This is a genomic window from Anaerozeibacter quisquiliarum, from assembly GCF_051162045.1.
Classification (GTDB): Bacteria; Bacillota; Clostridia; order Christensenellales; family Aristaeellaceae; genus Anaerozeibacter; species Anaerozeibacter quisquiliarum.
Genome location: NZ_JBISDI010000016.1, coordinates 23,085 through 46,103 on the forward strand (window position 1 = coordinate 23,085; position 23,019 = coordinate 46,103).

Annotated in this window: 18 protein-coding genes and 1 riboswitch; of the genes, 10 read left to right on the forward strand and 8 right to left on the reverse strand. The window is 64.3% G+C overall.

The genetic code is table 11. The features are described from left to right. Positions 1-8 precede the first annotated feature (8 nt). Genes ACH6CV_RS08775 through ACH6CV_RS08790 form a run of 4 tightly spaced genes read left to right on the forward strand, consistent with a single transcriptional unit; the run spans position 9 to position 4,107 of the window. Positions 9-1,085, forward strand: a complete 1,077-nt coding sequence (locus ACH6CV_RS08775; protein WP_456357807.1) for a hypothetical protein — start codon at positions 9-11, stop codon at positions 1,083-1,085. Continuing rightward, complete coding sequence (locus ACH6CV_RS08780; RefSeq protein ID WP_456357808.1) at positions 1,078-2,010, forward strand: 1-phosphofructokinase family hexose kinase; 933 nt, start codon at positions 1,078-1,080, stop codon at positions 2,008-2,010. Before ACH6CV_RS08775 ends, ACH6CV_RS08780 begins: the two co-directional genes overlap by 8 nt. A gap of 14 nt (positions 2,011-2,024) precedes the next feature. Then, positions 2,025-2,633 carry a class II aldolase/adducin family protein gene (locus tag ACH6CV_RS08785; protein ID WP_456357809.1) on the forward strand — a complete coding sequence of 203 codons (609 nt, stop codon included), beginning with the start codon at positions 2,025-2,027 and terminating at the stop codon, positions 2,631-2,633. A gap of 13 nt (positions 2,634-2,646) precedes the next feature. After that, entirely contained in the window at positions 2,647-4,107 is a 1,461-nt protein-coding gene (locus tag ACH6CV_RS08790) for a rhamnulokinase (RefSeq protein WP_456357810.1), read from the forward strand. 94 nt (positions 4,108-4,201) lie between these two features. On the opposite strand, the gene rpmF is transcribed toward ACH6CV_RS08790, so the two are convergent. From rpmF to pta, 4 genes are all read right to left on the reverse strand, one after another. Further along, positions 4,202-4,405, reverse strand: coding sequence for a 50S ribosomal protein L32 (gene rpmF / locus ACH6CV_RS08795; protein WP_456357811.1), 204 nt, complete (start codon positions 4,403-4,405; stop codon positions 4,202-4,204). 2 nt (positions 4,406-4,407) lie between these two features. Then, positions 4,408-4,917 (reverse strand): YceD family protein, encoded by a 510-nt coding sequence (locus ACH6CV_RS08800; protein WP_456357812.1) that lies wholly within the window; start codon positions 4,915-4,917, stop codon positions 4,408-4,410. Positions 4,918-4,977: 60 nt separating this feature from the next. Beyond that, positions 4,978-6,171, reverse strand: coding sequence for an acetate/propionate family kinase (locus ACH6CV_RS08805; protein ID WP_456357813.1), 1,194 nt, complete (start codon positions 6,169-6,171; stop codon positions 4,978-4,980). 260 nt (positions 6,172-6,431) lie between these two features. Continuing rightward, positions 6,432-7,421, reverse strand: a complete 990-nt coding sequence (pta, locus tag ACH6CV_RS08810) for a phosphate acetyltransferase (protein ID WP_456357814.1) — start codon at positions 7,419-7,421, stop codon at positions 6,432-6,434. A gap of 179 nt (positions 7,422-7,600) precedes the next feature. Here pta and ACH6CV_RS08815 point away from each other — a divergent pair, with 179 nt between their 5' ends. Beyond that, positions 7,601-8,287 (forward strand): SH3 domain-containing protein, encoded by a 687-nt coding sequence (locus ACH6CV_RS08815; protein WP_456357815.1) that lies wholly within the window; start codon positions 7,601-7,603, stop codon positions 8,285-8,287. 101 nt (positions 8,288-8,388) lie between these two features. Here the strand turns inward: ACH6CV_RS08815 and metK are convergent, their stop codons facing one another. After that, positions 8,389-9,552 carry a methionine adenosyltransferase gene (metK, locus tag ACH6CV_RS08820; RefSeq protein ID WP_456357816.1) on the reverse strand — a complete coding sequence of 388 codons (1,164 nt, stop codon included), beginning with the start codon at positions 9,550-9,552 and terminating at the stop codon, positions 8,389-8,391. Between the two features lie 63 nt (positions 9,553-9,615). Further along, a riboswitch (SAM riboswitch) is annotated at positions 9,616-9,728 on the reverse strand. 350 nt (positions 9,729-10,078) lie between these two features. On the opposite strand from metK, the gene ACH6CV_RS08825 reads away from it, so the two are divergent. The 5 genes from ACH6CV_RS08825 to ACH6CV_RS08845 all read left to right on the forward strand — a co-directional run bounded on the left by ACH6CV_RS08825 (position 10,079) and on the right by ACH6CV_RS08845 (position 17,122). Further along, complete coding sequence (locus ACH6CV_RS08825) at positions 10,079-11,254, forward strand: helix-turn-helix domain-containing protein (RefSeq protein ID WP_456357817.1); 1,176 nt, start codon at positions 10,079-10,081, stop codon at positions 11,252-11,254. Positions 11,255-11,391: 137 nt separating this feature from the next. Beyond that, positions 11,392-12,441 carry a hypothetical protein gene (locus ACH6CV_RS08830; protein ID WP_456357818.1) on the forward strand — a complete coding sequence of 350 codons (1,050 nt, stop codon included), beginning with the start codon at positions 11,392-11,394 and terminating at the stop codon, positions 12,439-12,441. Then, positions 12,434-14,356, forward strand: coding sequence for an oxidoreductase (locus ACH6CV_RS08835; protein ID WP_456357842.1), 1,923 nt, complete (start codon positions 12,434-12,436; stop codon positions 14,354-14,356). Before ACH6CV_RS08830 ends, ACH6CV_RS08835 begins: the two co-directional genes overlap by 8 nt. Positions 14,357-14,368: 12 nt before the next feature. Further along, positions 14,369-15,214 (forward strand): acetoacetate decarboxylase family protein, encoded by an 846-nt coding sequence (locus tag ACH6CV_RS08840; protein ID WP_456357819.1) that lies wholly within the window; start codon positions 14,369-14,371, stop codon positions 15,212-15,214. 12 nt (positions 15,215-15,226) lie between these two features. Beyond that, positions 15,227-17,122, forward strand: a complete 1,896-nt coding sequence (locus ACH6CV_RS08845) for an SDR family NAD(P)-dependent oxidoreductase (protein ID WP_456357820.1) — start codon at positions 15,227-15,229, stop codon at positions 17,120-17,122. 112 nt (positions 17,123-17,234) lie between these two features. Here the strand turns inward: ACH6CV_RS08845 and ACH6CV_RS08850 are convergent, their stop codons facing one another. From ACH6CV_RS08850 to ACH6CV_RS08860, 3 genes are all read right to left on the reverse strand, one after another. Continuing rightward, a complete protein-coding gene (locus ACH6CV_RS08850) occupies positions 17,235-19,484 on the reverse strand; it encodes a peptidoglycan-binding domain-containing protein (protein ID WP_456357821.1) in 2,250 nt (749 codons plus the stop codon). Between the two features lie 361 nt (positions 19,485-19,845). Continuing rightward, entirely contained in the window at positions 19,846-21,879 is a 2,034-nt protein-coding gene (locus ACH6CV_RS08855; protein ID WP_456357822.1) for an isopeptide-forming domain-containing fimbrial protein, read from the reverse strand. Between the two features lie 36 nt (positions 21,880-21,915). After that, complete coding sequence (locus ACH6CV_RS08860) at positions 21,916-22,956, reverse strand: hypothetical protein (RefSeq protein WP_456357823.1); 1,041 nt, start codon at positions 22,954-22,956, stop codon at positions 21,916-21,918. Between the last annotated feature and the right edge of the window lie 63 nt (positions 22,957-23,019).

Sequence of the window (23,019 nt, forward strand, 5' to 3'; positions counted from 1 at the left end):
AGAAAGATATGAACAATCATGTGACACTCAAAACCGCACGCGCACGGCTGGATGGCATGGGCATGCACTACCGGACGCTGGAGCTGAAAAACGGCTACACCGCGCTGGTCACCCAGTATGGCGGCCGGCTGATCGGCCCATTCAAGGGGGAGGAGGGCGAAAGCATCCTGTGGCTCAACAAGGTGTTTCTGGATGAAGCGGCGTTCAGGCGTTTTGTGGAGGGACGCGCGTGGAACCTGGGCGGCGAACGGCTGTGGATCAACCCGGAGCTCAAGTTCTTCTGCCAAACCCCCGAGACGTTTGACCAGACGTATACCGTCCAGCCCCAACTCGATCCGGGCGCATACGAGCTAAGGCAGTCGGGCGGCGGCGTGGCGCTCAGCCAGGACGTGATGCTTTCGGTGCTCGAGACCGGTGAGAAGAAATCCTTTCATATTGATAGGCGCTATTTTCCGGCGGCCAATCCGCTTGCGTTTACCCCGCTTCGCGATGCGGCAATCGACTATTGCGGCTTTACGCAGGATATCCGCCTGCGCGACGACTCCGACTTCCCGCTCGCGCTCGAGCCGTGGACATTGACGCAGATCAATCCCGAGGGCAGGGTGGTCACGCCGTTTTTCGGCGACTTTGACTTTGTCGATTACTACGATCCGGCGGGCGCGTGCCAGCAGGTGCGCGACGGCTATGCCGAGCTTATGATCACCGGGCGGCACAAGTATAAGGTGGCGTACCGTTCAGCGCAAACGTGCGGGCGTATGGGGTTTGTCAAGCGGACGGGCGGCGGCTGGCATCTGATGGTGCGCAACTACTATAACGATCCGTCGATCCCCTATTTGTCCGAGCCGTGGGGCAACCTGGGCGATCGCGGCTGCTCGGCATATTACTACAATGACCATGGACAGGAGGACGGCTTCGCGGAATTCGAGCACAGTGGCACGGCAATCGGCGCGCAGACCGGGCGAACGGAGTCGACCAGCACGTCCTCGTTGTGGTTCTTCTTTGGCACGCAGGAAGAGATCGCCCGTGTCATGAAGCTGCTGCTGGGCATAGACTACCGGTTTGACGAGGGGATGCGCCATGATTAACACGCTGACGCTCAACCCGGCGCTGGATGAAATCATCTACCTGGACAGCTTTCGCCGCAATGTGACCAACCGAATCGCCGGCAAGGCGACGACGATGGGCGGCAAGGGTACGCATGTGTCGATGAACCTCAGGGTGATGGGCACGACATCGCGCGCATTTGGGTTTGCGTTTGGAAGAAACGGCCGGCGCATTATCAAGATGATCGAGGACTCGGGTGTAATCCCGGTGTTTGTATACGGCTCCGAGGGCGAGAGTCGGGTCAATTACCTGATCGTTGAGGAAGCGACCAAGGACAGCACGCTGGTCTGCGACAAGGGACCCGAGCCGACCGAGGAGCATATGATCGCGCTGCTTGCGCTGATGCAAGAATCGATTCGGGACGGCGACCTGCTGGCGCTGTCCGGCGACACGTCCAACTTCGCCGATCCATTCATTTACAACCGGGTGCTGGACGCGCTCTCGGACAAGCGAATTCGGGTTTTTCTCGATGCGAGCGGCAAGTCGCTCGGCGCGTGCGTAACGCGCTCCCCATTTCTGATTAAGCCCAACGACGACGAGCTGTCGGGATTGACCGGGCGCGCGATTGCGACAGACGCGGACATCATTCGCGCGATCGCGGACCTCGACAAGCACCACATTGAGGTCGTGGCGGTGACGCTGGGCGGCAGGGGCGCGCTGGTTCGGGCATGGGATCGGCTGTACCGGGTCAGGCCGCCTGAAGTCCGGGTGTACAACACGGTGGGCTGCGGCGACTGTTTTGTCGCGGGTTTGCTGGACGGCTTTGAGAAAGGCGCTGATTTTGAGGAGACGCTGATCTACGCCACAGCCGCGTCGGCGGCCATGGCGGAGGAGGCGCTCTCGGTCAATTTTGACGCCGCGCGGGCGCGGGCGCTGTGCCCGATGGTCACAATCGAAAGAATCTGAAAGAGGGAAAAATCATGCTGCAATACATGGACATGCGCGAGGAGATGTGCGTCACGGCGCGCAATATGTGGCAGAGGCGGCTCACCAACGCCGCGGGCGGAAATTTTGCGGTGCGGGTGGCCGAAAACCGCATACTGGTCACGCCGTCAATGATGTCGGAGCACAAGCATTGCGAGCTTTCACCCCGGGATATTCTGCTGATCGACTATCAAGAGAATATCCTCGAGGGGGAGGGGAAGCTGTCCCGCGAGACCGACATGCATATCCTGCTGCTCTCCAATTTCCAGAATATCGGCGCGACGATCCACGCGCACCCGTTTTACTGCATGCCGTTTGTGGCGTTCGCGCAGCCGATCCCCAATGTGACCGAGGCGACGATGGGGCGCGGCCACGTCGAGTGCATTGAGTGGACGAAGGCGTACACGCGCGAGCTGGCGGAAAACGTCTATAAGTACTTCGACGAGCGGCGCGAGCTGGCCGAACGAAAGCCGATCGGCATGATCCTGCCCAAGCATGGCGTGGTGGTCTCGGGCCCCCACATCTTCGGCGCGTACTCGATGCTTGAGCGCATCGAAGGCGACGCGTTTTGTAACCTGTGCAAGCACATCGTGATGCCTGCCTGACGGAGGAATGCGCGTGAATTACCTTGCGTTTGACCTGGGAGCCAGCAGCGGGAAGATGTTTCTCGGCCGTTTTGACGGTGAAACGCTGTCGATTGATCCGGTACACAGCTTTCAAAACGGCATTGTTCAGATGGGTCAGGCGATGTACTGGGACTTTCCGGGCATTTGGCGCAATCTGGCGGAGGGCATCGGCAAGGCGTGCGCCGTCGCGCAGGTCGCGTCGATCGGGCTGGACGGCTACAACAATGATTTTACGTTTGTCGACCGGCGCGGCGAGCTGCTGTTTCCGGTGCGCGCCTACCGCGACCCGCGCACGATCGAGCACGAGCGAGCGATTTACCGCCGCATTCCGCCGCGTGAGCTGTACCTGCTGACCGGCAACCAGCTGGCGCCGTTCAACACATGGATGCAGCTGGCGGCAATGGTGGAGAATGGCCAGCAATATCTGTTCGACCATGCGGACAACCTGCTGATGCTGCCCGACCTGCTCGTCTATCTGCTGACCGGCAACCGCGTCATGGAATACACGCTGGCCGCGCAGACGCAGATGCTGGACTTAAACACGAGGACGTGGATCGCGCGCACGCTCGACGCGATCGGCTTTCCCAAACGGCTCTTCGCGCCGCTTGTCATGCCGGGAACCCATGTGGGCTCGCTGACCGAGCCGGTGCGCCAAAGCCTGGGTGTGCCCGGGATCGACGTGGTTAGCGTATGCGAGCACGACACGGCGTCCGCGTTCCTCGCCGCGCCCATAGACCGAGACTGCGCGATTATCTCGAGCGGCACCTGGTCGCTGGTGGGTATGGAAGCCGATCTGCCCATCATCACCGAGTATGGCTACGCGCACAACATCGCCAACGAGGGCAGCTTGCCGGGGCACCACCGCCTGCTCAAAAACGTGATGGGTTCGTGGCTGCTTCAGGAGTTGATGCGCGACTGGGCGCAGGATGGCATCCGGTTCAGCTACGAGCAGATGCAGGCCGAGGCGCTTGGTGCAAGGCCCTTTCAGCACCTGATTGACGCAAACGACCGCCGGTTTTACAGCCCGGGCGAAATGCGCAGGAAGATACGCTCGGCCAGTCTCGAGCACACGGGGCGAGCGCCCGAGACGCCTGGAGAATATTTCCGCGTAGTCTATGAGGCGCTCGCCCTGCAATACCGGCGGTCGCTCGAAGCGCTGGAGACCTTCTCCGGCCGCCGGCTTACCCGCATCAGCATCATCGGCGGAGGCTCGCTCGACGCGTTGGCGTGCCAGTTCACCGCCGACGCGGCGAATCGCCCGGTCGTGGCGGGCCCGGCCGACGGCACGGCGATCGGAAACATGCTGGTTCAGATGCTGGCGTGCGGCGAGATCGCGTCGATCGCGCAAGGTCGCGAGGTGGTCAGGAATAGCTGCACCTTCCGCGAATACACCCCTCAATCTCCGGAGGAATGGGAGGCGCATGATCGCCTTTGCGCAGATCGGCTTAGCTGAGGGTATGGGCGCAAACAAATCCACGCCGCCGCCTTGCCGGATAGCAAAGCGTAAAAGGGCCCGCGCCGATGGCGCGGGCCCTGATTTTGCGCAATTACTTCGCGCTGGTCTTGGCGTCGGTTTCGACCTTCACCACTTGCTGGCCATCGTAGTAACCGCAATGCTTGCACACGCGGTGGCTCAGCTTCATCTTCTGGCAGCGCGGGCATTTGACGATGCCCGGCAGTTCCAGTTTCCAATTGGCGGCGCGACGGCTGTTCTTGCGCGCCTTGGAAGTTTTTCCTTTCGGTACGGCCATGGTTACACCTCCTCATCCTCTGTCAGCAATTCATCCAATGCCGAAAAGGGATTGTGGCGTTCGCCGCCCTCCTGGCATGTACAGCGCCGGTGGTTCAGGTTGACGCCGCAAACCGGACACAGCCCGCCGCAATCGGGGCGGCACAGCGCGCGCATCGGCAATGCCAGCAGCAGCGCGTCCTTGGCCGGATCGGTCAGATCGACCGCATAGCCGTTCAGCGGGCGCTGGTCGGGATCCTCGGGATCCACTGTGCGGGTGAACACTTCCGCAAGCGGCGCGTCCAGATCAAATGCGACCGGGTCCAGGCAGAGCGCGCAACGCGTATGTACCTTCGCCCGCACGCGACCGACGACCTTCACCGACTCCACCGCACCGGTAAACGATCCGTCGATCGCCACGCCCTCGAACCGCACCGGATCGTCCAGCACATCCATCGCCTCAAGCGAGAGAGCGCCCGAGAAGGGGTAGCTCTGGCCGGGGTTCTTGAGCGCGCGGGAAATGTCGAGCAGCATGGGATTCACCTCACAGAGTCAACCTTTGACATTATAGGGGCACACAGCGGGTTTGTCAAATTATTTTTTGGTCAGTTCCAAGGTGTCGCGCGCGATCGCCAGTTCCTCGTTGGTGGGGATGACCCACACCTCGACCTTCGAGTTCGGGGTCGAGATCTTGGCCTCCTTGCCGCGCAGCGAGCGGTTGACCTCATGGTCGATTTCCACGCCCAGGAACTCGAGCCCTTCGCACAGCGAGACGCGCGCGCGGTATTCGTTCTCGCCGATGCCGGCAGTGAACACGATGGCGTCCAGCCCGCCCATCGCCGCCGCGTACGCGCCGATGTACTTCTTGACGCCGTAGTTCCATACGTCCAGCGTGTCTTTGCACGCCTGATCGCCCTCGCCCGCACCGTCGTACACGTCGCGCATGTCGCTCGACCGGCCCGACATGCCCAGCATGCCCGATTCCTTGTTGAGCATATTGACCACCTCGGTGGCGCTCTTGCCTTCGCGCTCGGCGATGAACTGCACGATGGCCGGGTCGAGCGAGCCGGAGCGGGTGCCCATCATCACGCCCTCGAGCGGGGTCAGGCCCATCGAGGTATCGACGCACTTGCCGTCGATGACCGCCGACAGCGACGAGCCGTTGCCCAGATGGCAGATGACCACCTTGGTGTTCGGCCTGTTCAGTTTCTTTACGATCTCGCCCGCCACATAGCGGTGTGAGGTGCCGTGGAAGCCGTAGCGGCGCACGCCCATCTCGCGGTAATAGTGCTGGGGAAGGGCGTACAGGAAGGCCTGGCGCGGCATCGTCTGGTGGAACGCGGTGTCGAACACCGCCACCATCGGCGTGTTCGGCATCACCGACATGCAGCCGCGGATGCCCATCAGATTGGCCGGGTTGTGCAGCGGGCCCAGCGGTATGTATTCCTCGATCACCGACAGCACGTAGTCGTCGATCAGGGTAGATTTCGTAATCTTCTCGCCGCCGTGCAGTACGCGGTGGCCCACCGCGCCGATCTCGTCGATCGAGGAGATCACGCCGTGCGCCTTATCGAGCAGCGCGTCCAGCACGTACTTCATCGCCTCGGTGTGATCCTTCATCGGGGTGGCGACCTGGTACTTGCCGCCGTCCCCGTACTTGTGGGTCAGGTTGCTGCCGTCGATGCCGATGCGCTCGGCGATGCCCTTGGCGATGACCGACTCGTCTTTCATGTCGATCAGTTGGTACTTGAGTGACGAGGAGCCCGCGTTGATGACCAGAATCTTCATGAGAATCCCTCCGGCGTGTATATTCGGGATCCCTCGCATCCGGCTGCGGCCGCATACGAGGGAGTTGGGCTACGGGGGCACCGGATTGCAGAAAAGCCTGCGGGGTTTCCGGGCGCAATCCGGCTGCATGAATTGATTCCAAGTCGGGCGGGCAAGCTCGCCCTTTGTCGGAATCCACTTCACCGGCAAAGCCGGCACAAATAATTGGACATGGAGGGCTGCGGCCCTCCAAACCTCCTGAAGAGGTTCGCGATCTATCGTCAGCCCTGCGCCTGTACGGCGGTGATGGCCACCGTGGCCACGATATCGTCCACCGAGCAGCCGCGGCTCAGGTCGTTGCAGGGCTTGGCGATGCCTTGCAGCACCGGGCCGTAGGCTTCCGCGCCCGCTAGCCGCTGCACCAGCTTGTAGCCGATGTTGCCGGCCCCAAGATCCGGGAAGACCAGCGTGTTGGCCTGGCCGGCCACCGGGCTGCCCGGGCACTTGAGGCGGCCGATTTCCTCGACCAGCGCGGCGTCCAGCTGCAACTCGCCGTCGAGCAGCAATTCCGGGGCCATCTGCTTGGCGATCTTGGTGGCCTCCTGCACCTTGGTCACGAGGTCGTGTTTGGCGCTGCCCTTGGTGGAGAAGGACAGCATGGCGACCTTGGGCTCCATCTCGGCCAGCGCGCGCGCGCTGTCGGCCGCGCCCAGCGCGATGTTCGCCAGCTCCTCGGCGGTGGGGCTTGGGATCACGGCGCAGTCGGCGAAGATCATCACGCCGTCATGACCGAACGAGCGATCGGGGCACTCCATCAGGAAGCAGGAGGACACCGTCTTCATGCCGGGCTTGGCCTTGATGATTTGAAGCGCCGGTTTGAGCATTGCGCCGGTGGAGTGAATCGCGCCCGAAACCAGCCCGTCGGCGTCGCCCATCTTCACCATCATCACGCCGTAGTACATCGGGTCGGCCACCAGAGCCCGCGCTTCTTCAAGCGTCATGCCCTTGGCCTTGCGAATCTCGTAGAGCGCCTCCGCGTAGGCGGCCGCCTTGGACGACGCCGCGGGATTTACGATCGTAACGCCGGTCAGATCGGTTTCGCCCGCCGCTTCGCGCGTCTTGGCCGGGTCGCCCAGCAGCGTGATCCGAGCGATGCCCGCGCGCGCGATCTTGGCCGCGGCCCGGATGTTGCGCGTCTCTTCGCCCTCGGGCAGCACGATGTGCTTGACATCCGCGCAGGCTCTCGCCTTGATTCTGTCGATCAGTGCCATGTCTGTTGCCTCCATACCTCATGATCCCTCGGTAGAAATCCACACTTCTTTATTATACGCCAATTTTCGACTGATTGGTGGAAGGATATGTTAAGAAATAAATACTCGCGTTGTGCCGCCGGTACGCGCATGCTATAATCGGTGTGAATTGATCGGGATACATAGGGTGGGTGCGATTGATGGGCATCGTCGGATTGAACACGGCGCGGATCGTCGGCAGGGCGCGATTGCTGAAGCGCCCCGAGCGCGGCGCGAAGGCGCGCGGGGGGCTTGCGCGCGGCGCGTGCGTGTGCGTCATGGGCGCGCGCGTGCGCAAGTTCCTGCCGGTGATGACCGCCACCGGCAAGCTGGGCTACGTGCGCGCCCGCTTGGTCGAGACGCCGGGCGAGCCGTTCGGCGGGGTGCTCGGCGAGGTTACGTTGGCGCGGCTGTCGGCGCGCGACGTGCTGCGCGCCACCGCCAAGCCCAAGGGCAAGGCGCTCTCCGCGATGCGGCCGGGCGCGTGCGCGCTGGTCACCGGGCCTGAGCGCGCCGGTTACCGGCCGGTTATGCTGCTGTCGGGCAAGCAGGGCTACCTGCGGGCCTGCGTGCTGGGGCTGTACGCCGCGCGATCCGAAGCGGAGATAAGCGCCTGCGAGGAACAGCCGCTGCTCGCGCGGGTGCGTTGCCAGGCGCTCGCGGTGCGCAGTCTGCCGGGCAGCGCGGGCGAACGCATCGGCGAGCTGAACGCGGACGAAACCGTCCGCGCGTGCCGCCGTGCCGACGGCTGGTGCCGTGTGGAGATGCGCGGCGGCGGCGTCGGGTATGCGGACGGGCGCTATTTGGATTTTTGCCCGCTCGATGCGTCGCTCAAACGACAGCCATGACGCAGAAGGGTGAGGCGGTCAGGCTGAAGGATCACGATCCATTTGGTTCTGTTATCGGGCCGCCGCCCCGCCTGCGGGCGCCCCTGCGCGGAGAAATGGGTTTACGCGCGCAGCGCATCCACGTAATCCAGCTTCTCCCAGGGCAGATCCAGGTCGTTGCGCCCGAAATGGCCGTAGCTCGCCACCTGCGCGTAGATCGGACGGCGCAGATTCAGCCGGTCGATGATTGCCGCGGGCCGCAGGTCGAACACCTTGCCCACCAGCGCGGAGAGCGCCTCGTCGCTCATGGCCCCGGTGCCGTAGCTGTCCACGGTCAGCGAGACCGGCTCGGCTACGCCGATCGCGTAGGCTACGCCCACCTCGCACTTCTTCGCCAGGCCCGCCGCCACCAGGTTTTTGGCCACGTGCCGCATCGCGTAGGCCGCCGAGCGGTCTACCTTGGTCGGGTCCTTGCCCGAGAACGCGCCGCCGCCGTGGTGCGCGTAGCCGCCGTAGGTGTCCACGATGATCTTGCGCCCGGTCAGCCCAGAGTCCCCCTGCGGCCCGCCCACGACGAACCGGCCCGTGGGGTTAATCAGGTAGCGCGTGTTGTCGTCGAGCCACTTGGCCGGCACCGCGACCTTCACCACGCGCTCGATCACGTCGCGCTCGATCGTCTCGCGGGCGGCGTCCGCAGCGTGCTGCGTCGATACCACGACCGTGTCCACGCGAACCGGTCGCCCGTCTTCGTATTCCACCGTGATTTGCGACTTGCCGTCCGGACGCAGGTAGGCGATCTCGCCCGATTTGCGCACTTCGGCCAGCCGCCGCGTCACCCGGTGCGCCAGCGAAATCGCCAGCGGCATGTATTCCTCGGTCTCGTCGCAGGCGTACCCGAACATCATGCCCTGGTCGCCCGCGCCGATGTCGTAGCGGTGTTCCGAGCGCCCCTCGAGCGCGTCGTTCACGCCCATCGCGATGTCGGGCGACTGCTCGTCCACCGACACCATTACCGCGCAGGAGTTGCCGTCGAAGCCATACTTGGCCCGGTCGTAGCCGATCTCGATCACCTTCTGCCGCGCGATCTTGTCGATCGACACGTAAGAGTTGGTGGTGATTTCCCCCATCACCAGGATCAGTCCCGTCGTGGCGGCGCACTCGCACGCCACCCGCGCGCCCGGGTCCTGCTCGAGGATCGCGTCCAGCACCGCGTCGGAAATCTGGTCGCACATCTTGTCCGGGTGGCCCTCGGTCACCGATTCGGAAGTAAACAGCGTACGCATCAATAAAACCTCCCTCAGTAAATAAAAAACACGGGCTCGAAGATGAGCCCGCATGCATCAACGTGCGCCTCATCTTCCGGCGCGAAAACGCGCCGCGGGATTTGGCACCGCATGCGCCTGCCAAGCGCGCCGGTTGCCGGGTTTCATCGGGCCCGTCCCTCAACCACTCTGGATAAGGCATATCCGATCGTTATTATTGCACGCGCGCACAGCGGTGTCAAGTAAAACCTTTATACACCCGCAACCCATGAAGACGCGATAAAGCGCGAACCGGAAGCGAAATTCGATCAGGACTTTCTTGAAAAGATGGTTGACAGAACGGCGCGTTTTTCCACCCCAAACAGGCCTGTATGCTTGCGCATAAGAACCGAGAATGTTATGCTATGGGCATGCAAAGAGGGCGGGCCGCCATGAGCAGGGGGGTTACTTCTGTGAGGGCGGCGAGCGGCGATCGGAAATTTAACAATCCCTATCCGTCGCGAATACGACGGGTAGGCGCTGTCAATTGATCGCGAAGGGTGGCGGCGGGATGCGCTATATGACGGCCCAAGAGGCGGCCGAACGGTGGGGGGTTTCGCTCCGGCAGGTGCAGCGGTTGGCGGCCGAGCAGCGGATACCGGGCGCGCAGGCGTTTGGCCGGGCGTGGATGATCCCGCTGGGCGCGGAGAAGCCCGCCGATCTCAGGCGGGACAAGCCGCATCCATGCGTTCTATCCGCCGAACTGCTCGGCCTGTTCGCGTCCACCGCCGGGCCTCTGCCCGCTTCGGGGCCCGACGCGATCCTGGAGACCTTGGGCGAGGACAGGCTGCGGCTCATCTACGAAGCGGAAATCTGCTATCAGCGAGGCGATTTTGAGCGGGTGATGGCCTGCTATCAAAACGTCTCTCGCGACGACGCGGCGCGGCTGCGCATCAGCCTGGGGGCCATCGCCGCGGCCATCAGCACGGGCGATTACCGCGCCTACACCGAGATCGAAGGCTGGCTGAAACGGATCGTCGAGACCACCGCGGACGAAACCGTCAGGGTTTTCGCGGAACTGGGGCTTGCGACCGCGGCCGTCAGCGTGGCCGCTCCGAACCTGGTGCCCGAATGGCTGAGGGAGGGGGATTTGGGCGCCCTCCCGCCCGCGGTGCGGCCCTATGCGCTCTACCTGCGCTCGAAGTACTTCCTCTGCCTCGGACAATTTCAGACCATGCTGGCCGTGGCGCAGACCGCGCAGTCGGTTTGCGCGCCGGAAAAAGGAATCGCGCCGTATGACATCTACCTGCGGATGATGTGCGCCGTTTCCTGCCACAATCTCGAACGCGACGAGGAGGCGCGGCGCTGGCTGCTGGACGCCTGTCGCATTGCCCTGCCTCACGACCTGATCACGCCGTTCGCGGAGCATGTGACGCTTTTCGGCGGGCTGATGGAGCAGGTCCTGGCGCAGGAATTTCCCGACTGTTACGAGCGGGTCCTTAAGCAATGGAAGCGCACGTGGAGAAACTGGATCACCTTTCACAACCGCTTCACCAAGGACAACATCACGCTGATCCTGTCGCTTCGGGAATATCATTTCGCGCTGCAGGTGGCGCGCCGCGTACCCCACGCCAAGATCGCCCGGCAGTACGGCATCTCGGTGGGCAGATTCCGAAACATCATGCGGGAAATTTACGAAAAGCTGTCCATTTCAGGCCCGCGCGAGCTGAAAAAATACATTTTATAACCGCTCGGGGCGTAGCATTTTCGAAGGCGGGATTGCACTTTCCAGCGAGCCGATTTTCTGTTATATTGGCATTATATGGCAGGCGTTGTGGAATTTGCCGCGCGGCAAAGCCGCGCGCTCGAAGGGGAGGAAGATCGATGGCTGCATCATCCAAGGACGGGAATTGGTCGGCCGGGTTGCCCTATATCGACAACATCCCGATCATCTTGCTGACGGCGATCATCAACCTGGCGGTGGCGTTCATCTTCTACTATGGGCGGTCGCTGACGCTCGGGGGTATTCTGGCCGACGCGGGCATCTGCGGGATTACCACGTCGCTGATTGACGTGTTCATCGTGCGGTTCATGGTCGGTCGGCTGCGCGCGCAGGGGCGGCTGCCGCGGGAGGCGCCGCAAAGCCGGTTGATGCAGAAACTGCCGAAGCATCCGCTGCCGCTGGCCCTCGTCTTCGGCGCTGTCTTTGCCATGCTTGCGCCGCTGTTCAACGCGTTCGTCATCCGCTTTTTTCACATCGAGGCGTTCACCTTCGCGCGCTTCGCGGTGTGGAGGGTCATCTACACCACGCTGCTGTCGGCCAAGATCGTGGAACTGGCCATTCTGCGGTACGTGCAGCCCGACTGCGCGCGCGCATCGGACGCACAGCAAAAGGGCGCGCAGCCGGTCAAGAATCCGCTGCCGCGCATGTCCACCTTCAAGGAATGGTTCGATACGGTTCGCAACGATTTCGGGCTGAACATGCTGCTCGGGCTCGCGCTCGGCGGCACGATCATCCGCGACCAGCACGTGGTCATCCCGCCCACCACGCGCGCCGGCATCGTGATTTCGGCCTCGATTCTCGGCGCGATTGTCACGGTGAGCATGGCTTACCCGATCGCCCGGAACATGCGCGCCGCGCGAACGGCGGGCGCGCTGCCGGTCGCGCAGGCCGAGAACAGGTGGGTCGGTTGGATGCCCGCCTCGCCCGCCTTATTTGCGCTGACGCTGCTCGTGCCCATCATGATCGTCGCGGCGCTGGCGTTCTGGGCGGTATTCACCTTCTTCGGCTTTGAGGACATGAATTTCTTCCAGTATTTCGTCATCCGCCTGCTGTTCACGACGCTGCTGACAAAACCGACCGTCAACTTAGCCATACTGCGCTATACGCAGCCAAACGCAGACAGAAAGAAGGGGATTGAAGCAAATGTATGAGCGGCTCAGAAGCGAGGGCACGATCGGCCGCCTGACCCTGCCCAATCGGGTCGTCATGCCGGCGATGGGCGTGAACCTCGCCGCGGCGGACGGCGGTGTGACCGACGACATCGTCGCGTTTTACGAGGCGCGGGCCAGGGGTGGCTGCGGCCTCATCATCACCGAGGTCACGCGCGTCGCCGGCGGTGCGGGCATCAGCGACCCCTGCCAGTTGGCGGCGTATCGGATGAGCGACATCGCGGGGCTTGAGCGGCTCGCGGACGCCGTGCACAAGTACGGGACCCGCATCTTCATCCAGCTGCAGCATCCGGGGCGCGAGGCCTCTCAGGCGATCGGCGGCGAGCGGCCGGTCGCGCCCTCGGCCGTAGCGGCTCCGATGTCCGGCGTCGTGCCGCGCGCGTTGTCTGAAGAAGAGTGCGCGGAAATGGCGCGGAAATTCGTGCAGGCCGCCTGGATCGCGCAGACGGCGGGCGCGGACGGCGTGGAGCTGCACGCCGCGCATGGCTACCTGATTAACGAGTTCCTGTCCCCGGCCATGAACTTCCGCACCGACGCGTACGGCGGCAGCTTTGACGGTCGGATGCGCTTTGTGCGCGAGACCCTCGCGGGTATCCGCGCAATGTGCGGCGCGTTCCCGATCAGCGTGCGCATCAACGCCGAGGAGGCGCTGCCAGGCGGCATCGACCATGAAGAAGCCGCGAAGATCGCCCGCGCGCTGGAGGAAGCCGGCGCGGACGCGATCAACGTGAGCTGTTATACGCAGGCCTGTCTCGAGCCCGGCACCTACGCGGAGGGCTACAAGCGGCATATGGCGGCGGCGGTCAAGCGCGCAGTCAATATCCCCGTCATCTCGGTCAGCAACATCAAGCACCCCGACGCGGCGGAGGCGCTGCTTGCGGACGGAACGTGCGACTTCGTGGGCGTCGGGCGCGCGCAGATGGCCGACCCCGACTGGTGCAACAAGGCGTTTTCCGGAACGACGGACGAGATCCGCAAGTGCATCGGCTGTCTCGGCTGCTTCGGCGAGATCGTGAAAACCCGGCGCGTCAAGTGCGCGGTCAACCCGGTCACCGGGCGCGAGCGCGAGTTCGCGCACCCCGCCTTGAATGGCGGCGGACGCGCCGTGGCCGTCGTCGGCGGCGGTCCCGCGGGGATCGAGGCGGCGCTGGTGCTGGCGGAGCGCGGCTTTAACCCGGTGCTGTTCGACGAAAACGCGCGGCTCGGCGGCACGCTCAACACGGCCGACAAGGGCTACGGCAAGGACAAGATCGCGCGCTATGTGGATTCGCTGATCGCGCAGGTTGAGCGCGCGGGCGTCGAGGTGCGCCTGGGTGAGGCGGTCACGCCCGAGGCGGTGCGCGCCATCGAGCCCTGCGGCGTGTTCGTGGCCTGCGGCGCGGAGCCGGTCGTTCCGAAGGTGCCCGGCGTCGACGACGCGCGCGTATGCACGGCGGAGGACGTGCTGCTGGGCCGCGTTCGCCCCAAGGGCAGCGTGGCGGTGATCGGCTCCGGCATGACCGGCCTGGAGACGGCCGAGATGCTGGCGATGGACGGCTGCGCGCTGACGCTGGTGGAGATGCTGGACTCGCTCGGCCCCGGCATGTTCCCGACCGTGGTGGACGACGTGATGAGCCGCATCACGCCCCATAACCCGCGGGTGCTGGTGGGACACCGCCTTATGCGCGTCACGCCCGAGGGAGTTGCGCTTACGCGGCTGTCCGACGGCGCGACCGTGTCCGTGCGGGCCGACTGCGTCGTGCTGGCCGTCGGCGTGCGAGCGCGCAGGGCGGTGGCCGACGCGTTCCGCGCGGCCTTCTCCAACGTACATGTGGTGGGCGACGCACAAAGGGGCGGGCGCATCCTCGAAGCCACGCAGGACGCGCACGGCAGGGCGTTTGTGTTTGAACCGATGTGAGAGGAGCGCTTAATGATGGAAAACAAGGTATTCGTGCCGATGGATCGGCTGGCGAATTTCATGAAGAACGGCGCGATGAACCACCAGTACGGCATTCAGGTGTTCGTGAACCTGGATACGGAAAGGGCGCAGGCGCTGCTGCCGCCTCCGCTCAAGGTCGCGGATCCCGGCATGGGTTACATCTACATCGTCAACATTCGTGAACCCACCTTCGGGCCATGGTACATGGAGGGCGGCATCGGCATCATGGCCGAGTACAACGGCGTCACCGGCCTGCACTTCCTGGGCCTGATGCTCTCGGGCCCCGGCGCGCTGATGGGCATGATCTCCGGGCGCGAGACGAGCGGCCTGCCCAAGAAGCTGTGCGAAAGGATTCATGTAGAGCGGCTTGACCGTCGGGGCCATTGCTTCATCGAGCGCGGTGGCGTGCGGCTGGTGGACGTAGAGCTCGACATGGGGCGGTACAACCAGCCCGGTTTTGCGACCGCGCAGGAGGGCTGCTCGCGCGCAAATCCGATCGTGACCGGCGGCGGCTGCCTGAACTTCCGGTACAGGATCGACCCGGACGCGGGATTCAACGGCATGGAGATACTCGCCTATGACAGCCCCACCCGGTTTACCGCCTGGGATCCGGCGACGGCGAAGGTCACGCTGAACTCGACGCCGAACGATCCTTGGGGCGAGCTGCCCATTGTCTCGGTGATCGGCGCGGGCTGGATGGTCAGCGACAACTGGGTTGACAGCCTGACGACGCTGCACAAATACCCCGACGCGCAAGTGCCGGAGGTGATGCAGTACCTGTTCACCGGGCGCTACGACCAGTGTACGCTGTGCCGCGAGCATCAGGTATACGAGTAAGGAGGTTGAGCAATGGAATACGATCGCGCGTATTTTGCCGGTAAGGTCTGCGCCGTGACCGGCGGCGCGTCGGGCATCGGGCTGGCGCTGTGCGAGGAGCTGTTGGAAAGCGGGGCCGACAAGGTGGTGCTGGCCGACTTCAACCGCGAGAATCTAAAGAAGCATGAAGCGCGGCTGAATGAGGCGTACCCCGGCAAGGTGAAGGGCATCTTCTGCAACGTGACCATCGAAGGCGATGTGGAGCGCATGATCGGCGAGACGCGCGCGTTCGGCGGCGGGCGGCTCGACCTGCTTTTCAACAACGCGGGCGCGGGCCTGGCCGGCATGTTTACCCTGCAGCCGGACACGTTGCTGCCCAAGGGCATCGCCGCCGCCGAGCCGTCGACCAACGAGGACTGGGCGAAGGGCTTTGCCCTGAACTTCTACGGAGCGCTGTACGGCTGCCGGCACGCGCTGCCCATCATGATCGACCAGGGCGGGGGTCAGATCGTCAACATCATCTCGGGCATCGCGTTCTCGCCGATGGCCTACCAGAGCATGTACGCCGCGACCAAGTCGGCGCTCAACGCGCTGACGCTTTCGCTGCGCGCGGAATACGCCCACCTGAACATCCGGTTCAACTCGGCCACGCCCGGCACGACGTCCACGGCCATCTTCGAGGGCAATACGCCGCCGCCCGAGGCGCAGTCGCCGCATCAGTCCGCCCAGCGCATCCTGAACGGCGTAGCGAGGAACGAGCGCCTGATCCTGGGCGACGACGGCGACGTCAGCGGCGCGACCCAATGCTTCCTGCCGGACGCCATGGCCCAAGTGTACGACGAGATCTACCTGGGCTTCGCGCGTCAGCGCAGAAGCGGAACGCTGTCCTTTATCGCGAGCTACGCGGAAAGGACGCCCGAGGAACTGGCGGCGCTGGACGCCTTGCAACAGCTGATCGAGATGGGCGAGTCGGGTATGGACGAGGCGGTGCTTGAGCGGCTTAGGGCCTATTGGGCGAACCGGCCGTCCGATACGGTGGACGAGGCATACTACAAGGACAAGACCGTCGCGGTCACCGGCGGCGCGTCCGGCGTCGGGCTGGCGCTGTGCGAGGAATTGCTCGCCTACGGCGCGGAGAAGGTGGCGCTGGCCGATTACAACCGCGGCAGCCTCGAGGCCCAGGTGCGGCGGCTCAACGGCCTGTACCCCGGCAAGGTCATGGGCATCCCCTGCGACGTCAGCGCGGAGGAAGACGTGCAGGCGATGATCGCCGCCGCGACGGCGTTCTTCGGCGGCCGGCTCGACATCCTCATCAACTGCGCGGGCGTCGGCCGTTCGGGCATGTTCACCGAGACGCCGGACACCGCCGGGATGATCGCCCGCTTGAAGGAACGCTGCGATGGCGACGGCGGCCTTGACGGGTTTGTCGATTCGCAGGCGGACTGGGAGAGGGTGTTCGCCGTCAACTTCTACGGGGCGCTGTACGGTTGCCGCGCAGCGCTCGCGGTGATGCTTGCGCAAGGGCACGGTCAGATCGTCAACGTCATATCGGGCACGGCTTTCACGCCGATGCCCTACCAGGCCAGCTACTCCGCCAGCAAGGCGGCGCTGAACGCGCTGACCTTGGTGCTGCGCTACGAGTACTGGGACGCGGGCATCCGGTTCAACTCGGCCACGCCCGGCACGACGGCCACGGCGATCTTCAAGGGGCTGCCCGCGCCTGCGGGCGCGCAGTCGCCTCGGCAGTCCGCGCTGCGTATCCTGGCCGGCGTCGCCGACAACGAGCGCCTCATACTGGGCGACGACGCCGACGGGGTGAGCGCGATGATCTGGGGCAACCCCCAGGTGGCCAAGCGCTGGGATCAGTATTTCGAAGGCGTGGCCGCGTCGAGAAGGGCCGGCAACATGACGGCTTACGAGCCGCAGTGAAATAGGCCTGAGGCGCGAGAGGAGCGCTGCGGCGCATAGGAGGGGAGTCTCCTATGCGCCGCAGCGCTCCTCTCGCATCGCAGGCCTATTTCACTTGCCCGCGGGACAAATGCTACTGGAACAGCAGCTTCAGCGTGTTCGGGCCGGCGATACCGGTGTGCTTCTCGCCGGGCATGGCGGCATTTTGAAACGCCAGGATCGCGCCCTTGGTGTTTTTGTCGTAGACGAGCGTCCTGTCGGTTTCGTACATGTAGTTCAGGTCGATCAGCCGATCCTGCACCTTGCCGACGGCCTTCTTGGCGTTCATGCTCTTGCCATAGAACTTGCCGACCCAGTTCTTGACCACCTTAAGCTGGGCGTCGGTGATGACCTGGCCGCTCGGGCCGGGCTTGGGCTTGGGCTGCGGCTCATAGGGCGAGGGATCGTCGTAGTGCCGGGCGTTCTTGTCGTAGATCATCGTTTGCAGGTTGGGTTCGCACTCGCCCGTGGCCATAATACCGTACTGCGCCTGGAAGCGTTTGACCGCCTCCACCGTGCTCTTTCCATAGTTGCTCGTGACCGAGCCGTCGAAGTAGCCCAGCTTCTTCAGGCGCTGATTGAGCGCCTTGACCACCGGCGCGCTGTCGCCCTTGCTGAGTGTAAAGTAGATGTGGCAGCTCGCGCACGACTTGCTGCCCAGCTTCTTGAGCTGGCTGACCGTGATGTTGCCGGTCTGTTTGTAGCCCATCTGCTTCTGGAAGCGCTTGACCGCGGCCACGGTGTTCTCGCGGTAATGCCCGCCCGCGCTGGCGGCGGTGTAGTACAGCGCGCGCAGCCGCGTCTGCAAATCGCGCACGCGCACGCCCTCGTCGCCCTTGCGAAGCGCGATATAGGTCTCATAATAGGGGGCCTTGCCGCCAAACACCGCCTGCTGGAACTTGACCCCGGCCGTGCCGGTCTCGGTGTAGCCCATGTCGCCCTGCAGGTAGGTGACCGCGCGCTGGGTGGATTTGCCGTAGACGCCGTCCACAGCGCCCGACAGGTAGCCCAGCTCCTTGAGCCGCTGCTGCAGCCGCACGACCGCCTCGCCGCGCGAGCCGTTGGACAGCGTGGCATACTCGGGGGCTTCCTTCTTGGCGGCTTCCTCGCGGGCCTTCCGGGCGGCCTCGCGGGCGGCCTTCTCGCGGGCCTCGCGCTCCTTCTTATCGACCGGGTCCTCGAAGTCCGCGGGCTCGTCCTCGATGCCGGAGCCGTCGTTTTCGGGCTCCTCGGCATCTTCTTCGGGGGCGGGCGCGGATTCGGGCGCGGCGGCGTCGAGGTCGGGCTGGACGATGCCGTCCTCCTGGCTGGCCGGGGCGCCCACCTCGAAGGCCTTGACGAAGTTCTGGTCGACTTCCCTGGCGGCGTCGTAGATCAGCAGCAATCCGTCGAAAGCCTTGAGCACCGGCTGATAGACCTCCGCCTTATTGAGCATCGTGAACGGCTCGCACTCGCCGGTCAGCAGCGCGTAACGGTACACCACGAAGCTCTCGCCCACCGCGAAGATAAAGCCGTCGCCGACCGCCAGCTCGTTCAGCATCGGCTCGCCGAAGGCGCACATGTCGGATGCGCCCGCGCCGCTCGTGATGTTGTGGGCCATCAGGTGGGTCTGGCCGTCGATGGCCTGCAGGAAGTACACGATGGGCCCCTCGACGGCCATCGCGGTGACGCCCTGCGCGACCGTATTGGTTTGCGCGTTGCCGCGCAGCCGCGTGGACAGCACGCCGCTTGCATCGAGCAGCGCTTCGAACCGATCGCCGACCTCAACCGTCGCGCGCTGGGCGGGGTAGATCGGATCGGCCAGGCTGTGCAGCACCGGGATGTAGAGCCGTTCGGCCGATTCGGTGGCCACCAGCAGGCCGTCGGCCGACAGGCGCAGCCGCGCGATCGGCGCGCCCGCGTTGCATGCGGGCTCGCTCGTGCCGAGCGCCGGGTCGTACTGCATCAGTGCCGAGGGGTTGTCGTGCGGCGCATAGAAGACCAGACCGTCCTCCTTCGACCAGACCGAGCCGATCGAGACGCTGGCAATCGCGGTCGGTTGGGGTACATCGGCCGCCACGTCCAGCGCAGTCAGCACGCCCTCGCGGTCGGTGTCGACGCAAAACTCGTCGGCCACCTCGTAGACCAGCGCGGTGTCGGAGGCGTAGACGACGGCGCGCACCCTCTCCTGAACGAGGGGCTCGCGCTCGCCCACCGCGCGCAGCAGGTTGCCCTCTCCGACATAGGCGCACAGTTCCGCGCCGTGCGCCGTCATGCCCTCTGCGGTGTTGCCTTCGGCCAGCGCAGTCGGGAACAGGCCGATTGAGACGGCCAGGACAAGCGAGAACGCCAAGATTTTCTTCATGGTGTGTTCCTCCCCCCAAAGCAAATCGCTCCGTCCGGACATACATATGACAGAGTTATCTTACAATTTGTTCCAGCATACGTCAATATAAATTTCACATAGGCGGTTGCGTCGGATGGGGCAGGAAGGCACGGTATTATGCCAATCTCAAACATTCCCTCGTTCAGGATTTTGGCGGGTTTTACGCGGCGGGGGGGGGATGGCGTACGCGCCCGCATGCCGCCGAGCGGTCTGCCCATACCCTCCTTGGCGGCCTCGGGGCATTGACAAACCCGGCGCCGCAAGAGAGTGGCGCCGGGTTTGTCAATGGTCTGGGCCGCCCGAAGGCGGCCCTCATAAATGATGCTGTCGCGGTAATTTTTTACGCCTTCCCCTGCGCCTGCGCGACCTGCGCGGCGACCGACTCGGGCGTCTCGCCGGCACGCAGCGGGCGGCCGATCACGATCAGGCGTCCATTGTCCTGCAGGTAGGAGCAGGTCACAAGCGAGAGCAGCCGATCGGAGGCGTCCCAGGCCACCGGGATATCGAAGTACGAACGGCTCTTCAGCGAATCGATATAGCTCGCTGCATCGGCCTCGTCGTCGAAGTTGGGCTTGCGCACCTTGAGGTAGTCGGGATTGTCCTTGGTCATCGACGCATCGAGCACCGCCACGGTGACATAGGTGGTGGGCACGACCTCGTAGGCCGACTGGAAGGTGAACGTGGGGTTGGCCTTGAGGTACTTGAGGTCGCGGAACGCGGACAGCTTGCCGAACATCTTGCCGCTTTTCATGTTGTGGCCGTAGATCAGCAGGTGTTGGTCGCTCGGGTACAGGTGGTTGCGCTCGTCGAGGAACAGCGCGCCCGCCTCGTCATCCCTCTTGTCGAAGTTGCGAACCATATAGAAGTCGTTGTTCTGGGCTTGCACGATCGGCAGGTCCACCTGATCGGCCACCTTGAGCCAGCCCACCATGTCGCTGTTCTGCGCGTGGATCGCTTGGAACGCTTCCGCGATCGGCGGCGGCGGGATCGCCGCGCCATCCTCGCGCGGCGCGACCGGCGCGGGGGCGGCGGCCTGGGTCTTGATCAGATTCTGGGGCGTGGGCGGGCCCTGGACGGGCCGGGGCGCGGCCCAGGCCGCGGGCACCACGCTGGGATCGCCGGTCTTGGGTACGGCGTCCTCGGTCACCACCATCGTGGCCTTGGCGCTGCCCACCTCGGGGATGCGCGCGCGGTTGACCAGCACGTCGCCGTCCTCCATCCAATCGGGCACATAGGCCTTGAACGTCAGCACCACCTTGTCGTAGGCGGGCACGTCGACCATCCAGCTGATCTCGTTGTTGCGCGCGGAGTACTCGCCGTCCTCGGTGATCGACTTTTTGTTGATCTCGAGATCCTCGGGCAGGCGGTCAAACACTTCGACATCGTAGGCGTCGGCGCCGCCGGTGTTCTTGACGGTGATCGTATATTTCACCGTGGTGCCCGGCGCGGGGGTGCGGTTGTTGACCTTCTTTGTGATGCTCAGCTCGGGCTGCGGCTCGTACACCGTGACCGAGGCGACCGCAACCAGGTCGTTCAGCTCCGCGGTGTTGACGTATACTTCACCCTCGGCGGCGTCGGACGGAATCACGCCCACGAACTTGAAGGTCTTGGACTTGCCGGCGGCCAGGTCGAAATCCTCCCAGACGATTTGGCCCGCGTCCGCGTCGTATTCGCCGTTGCCGGTGATCGCTCCGGGATCGATCGTCATGTTCTCGGGCACGTCGTTGGTGAGCCACAGGTCCGCCGCGTCGATCTTGCCCGTGTTGGTGACCTCGATCGTGTAGGCCACGGCGTCGCCCGGCTCGGCACGCTTGATATTTGAGCGCATGCTCAGCCGGAGCGTGGCCTCCACCACGTTCACACTGCCGACCACGGTCTGCAGGACCTGGCCGTCGGAGGTGCTCAGCACGGTGCTGAACGGGGCCTCGGCGGCGACGGCGTCCGAAGCCACCATCAGGTTTATCGCCAGCGTGAGCGTCTCACCCACGCCCACCGACGGGGGCGACCAGGTGAATCGATTGGCGGCGGAGTCGTAGCCCGGCAGCGCCTCGGGATAGACCGGGGCGAAATCCTCGGGCATATAGCCGGTCACGATCGGGTTGGTGACCGCCGTGAGGCCGTTGTTGGTCAGTTGGACCGTCCACACCAGGCTGCCGCCCGGCGCGACTTTCTGCGGCGCGAGGCTCATCGACAGCGCCAGGTTGGGTTCGCCGGTTTCGACCGGCTCGCTGGTCTCGGCGGGCGGCTCGGGCAGCGGGATCGTTACTTCATTGGATTCCTTGCTTTCCGGCGGTACGTCTTGAGCCAGCGCTGCTGGCATAAGGCACATCAGCGCCATCAGCAACGCGAGCCATAGGGTCAGTTTGCGTTTCATGCACAATCTCCTTCCTGTCTATGACCGACGCGCGGCCTAGGCGGCTTCGTTCACCGGGGTGACCAGCAACCGCCAGGTGTAGTAGACATTGGCTTCGTCCAGTACGAATTCGTAGGTGCTGCCGTTCGCGCCCGGCACATCGGTCCAACCGCCGCCGTCGGGCAGGTACTGCCACTGGTAGTCGAGCGCCGCGCCTTCGGGCGCGCCCAGCACCACCGACAGCAGCCGGACGGCTTCGCCGTACTGGGGTTTCTCGCCCGCGAAGACCGGGGTGATTTCCACCTGCAGGTCGTCCGGATTGATCGCAGGCTCGACGACCTCGGGCTGCTCGGGGATCTCGGGCTCGACGACCTCGGGCTGCTCGGGGATCTCGGGCTCGACGACCTCGGGCTGCTCGGGGATCTCGGGCTCGACGACCTCAGGCTGCTCGGGGATCTCGGGCTCGACGACCTCGGGCTGCTCGACGACCTCGGGCTGCTCGACGACCTCGGGCTGCTCGACGACTTCGGGCTGCTCGACGACTTCGGGCTGCTCGACGACTTCGGGCTGCTCGACGACTTCGGGCTGCTCGACGACCTCGGGCTGCTCGACGACTTCGGGCTGCTCGACGACCTCGGGCTGCTCGACGACTTCGGGCTGCTCGACGACCTTGGGCTGCTCGGGGATCTCGGGCTGCTCGGGGATCTCGGGCTCGGGGATCTCGGGCTCGGGGATCTCGGACTCGGGGATCTCGGGCTCGGGGATCTCGGACTCGGGGATCTCGGGCTCGGGGATCTCGGGCTCGGGGATCTCGGGCTCGGGGATCTCGGGCTGCTCGGGGATCTCGGGCTCATACTCTGGTTCGGGTTCGAGCTCGGCCTGCGGTGCGGGGTAGACCATGCCGTCTACATCGGGGGGCAAGGTCATCCCGGTGGGGTCGTACGGGTACAGGGTGCCGTCGACATCCTCGTACTGCCACACGCCGTCGATCATTTTCCACGGAGTGAGTTCCCAGTACTCGGCGTAGCCTGCGACCGGCAGGCAGAGCATACTCAGGGCCAGCGCGATAGACAGGTATTTTCTGATCGGATGTTTCATGGATATTGCTCCTTTCCTCGGGTGAGATGCGATTGGTCTTTCGTCCATCAAAACCTTAGACGC

Excerpts from the sequence above, each read along its gene's own strand:
- ACH6CV_RS08775 (WP_456357807.1), top strand. The coding sequence starts at position 9 with ATGAACAATCATGTGACACTCAAAACCGCACGCGCACGGCTGGATGGC.
- ACH6CV_RS08780 (WP_456357808.1), top strand. The coding sequence starts at position 1,078 with ATGATTAACACGCTGACGCTCAACCCGGCGCTGGATGAAATCATCTAC.
- ACH6CV_RS08785 (WP_456357809.1), top strand. The coding sequence starts at position 2,025 with ATGCTGCAATACATGGACATGCGCGAGGAGATGTGCGTCACGGCGCGC.
- rpmF (WP_456357811.1), bottom strand. The coding sequence starts at position 4,405 with ATGGCCGTACCGAAAGGAAAAACTTCCAAGGCGCGCAAGAACAGCCGT.
- ACH6CV_RS08800 (WP_456357812.1), bottom strand. The coding sequence starts at position 4,917 with ATGCTGCTCGACATTTCCCGCGCGCTCAAGAACCCCGGCCAGAGCTAC.
- ACH6CV_RS08805 (WP_456357813.1), bottom strand. The coding sequence starts at position 6,171 with ATGAAGATTCTGGTCATCAACGCGGGCTCCTCGTCACTCAAGTACCAA.
- pta (WP_456357814.1), bottom strand. The coding sequence starts at position 7,421 with ATGGCACTGATCGACAGAATCAAGGCGAGAGCCTGCGCGGATGTCAAG.
- ACH6CV_RS08815 (WP_456357815.1), top strand. The coding sequence starts at position 7,601 with ATGGGCATCGTCGGATTGAACACGGCGCGGATCGTCGGCAGGGCGCGA.
- ACH6CV_RS08825 (WP_456357817.1), top strand. The coding sequence starts at position 10,079 with ATGCGCTATATGACGGCCCAAGAGGCGGCCGAACGGTGGGGGGTTTCG.
- ACH6CV_RS08830 (WP_456357818.1), top strand. The coding sequence starts at position 11,392 with ATGGCTGCATCATCCAAGGACGGGAATTGGTCGGCCGGGTTGCCCTAT.
- ACH6CV_RS08835 (WP_456357842.1), top strand. The coding sequence starts at position 12,434 with ATGTATGAGCGGCTCAGAAGCGAGGGCACGATCGGCCGCCTGACCCTG.
- ACH6CV_RS08840 (WP_456357819.1), top strand. The coding sequence starts at position 14,369 with ATGATGGAAAACAAGGTATTCGTGCCGATGGATCGGCTGGCGAATTTC.
- ACH6CV_RS08845 (WP_456357820.1), top strand. The coding sequence starts at position 15,227 with ATGGAATACGATCGCGCGTATTTTGCCGGTAAGGTCTGCGCCGTGACC.
- ACH6CV_RS08850 (WP_456357821.1), bottom strand. The coding sequence starts at position 19,484 with ATGAAGAAAATCTTGGCGTTCTCGCTTGTCCTGGCCGTCTCAATCGGC.
- ACH6CV_RS08855 (WP_456357822.1), bottom strand. The coding sequence starts at position 21,879 with ATGAAACGCAAACTGACCCTATGGCTCGCGTTGCTGATGGCGCTGATG.
- ACH6CV_RS08860 (WP_456357823.1), bottom strand. The coding sequence starts at position 22,956 with ATGAAACATCCGATCAGAAAATACCTGTCTATCGCGCTGGCCCTGAGT.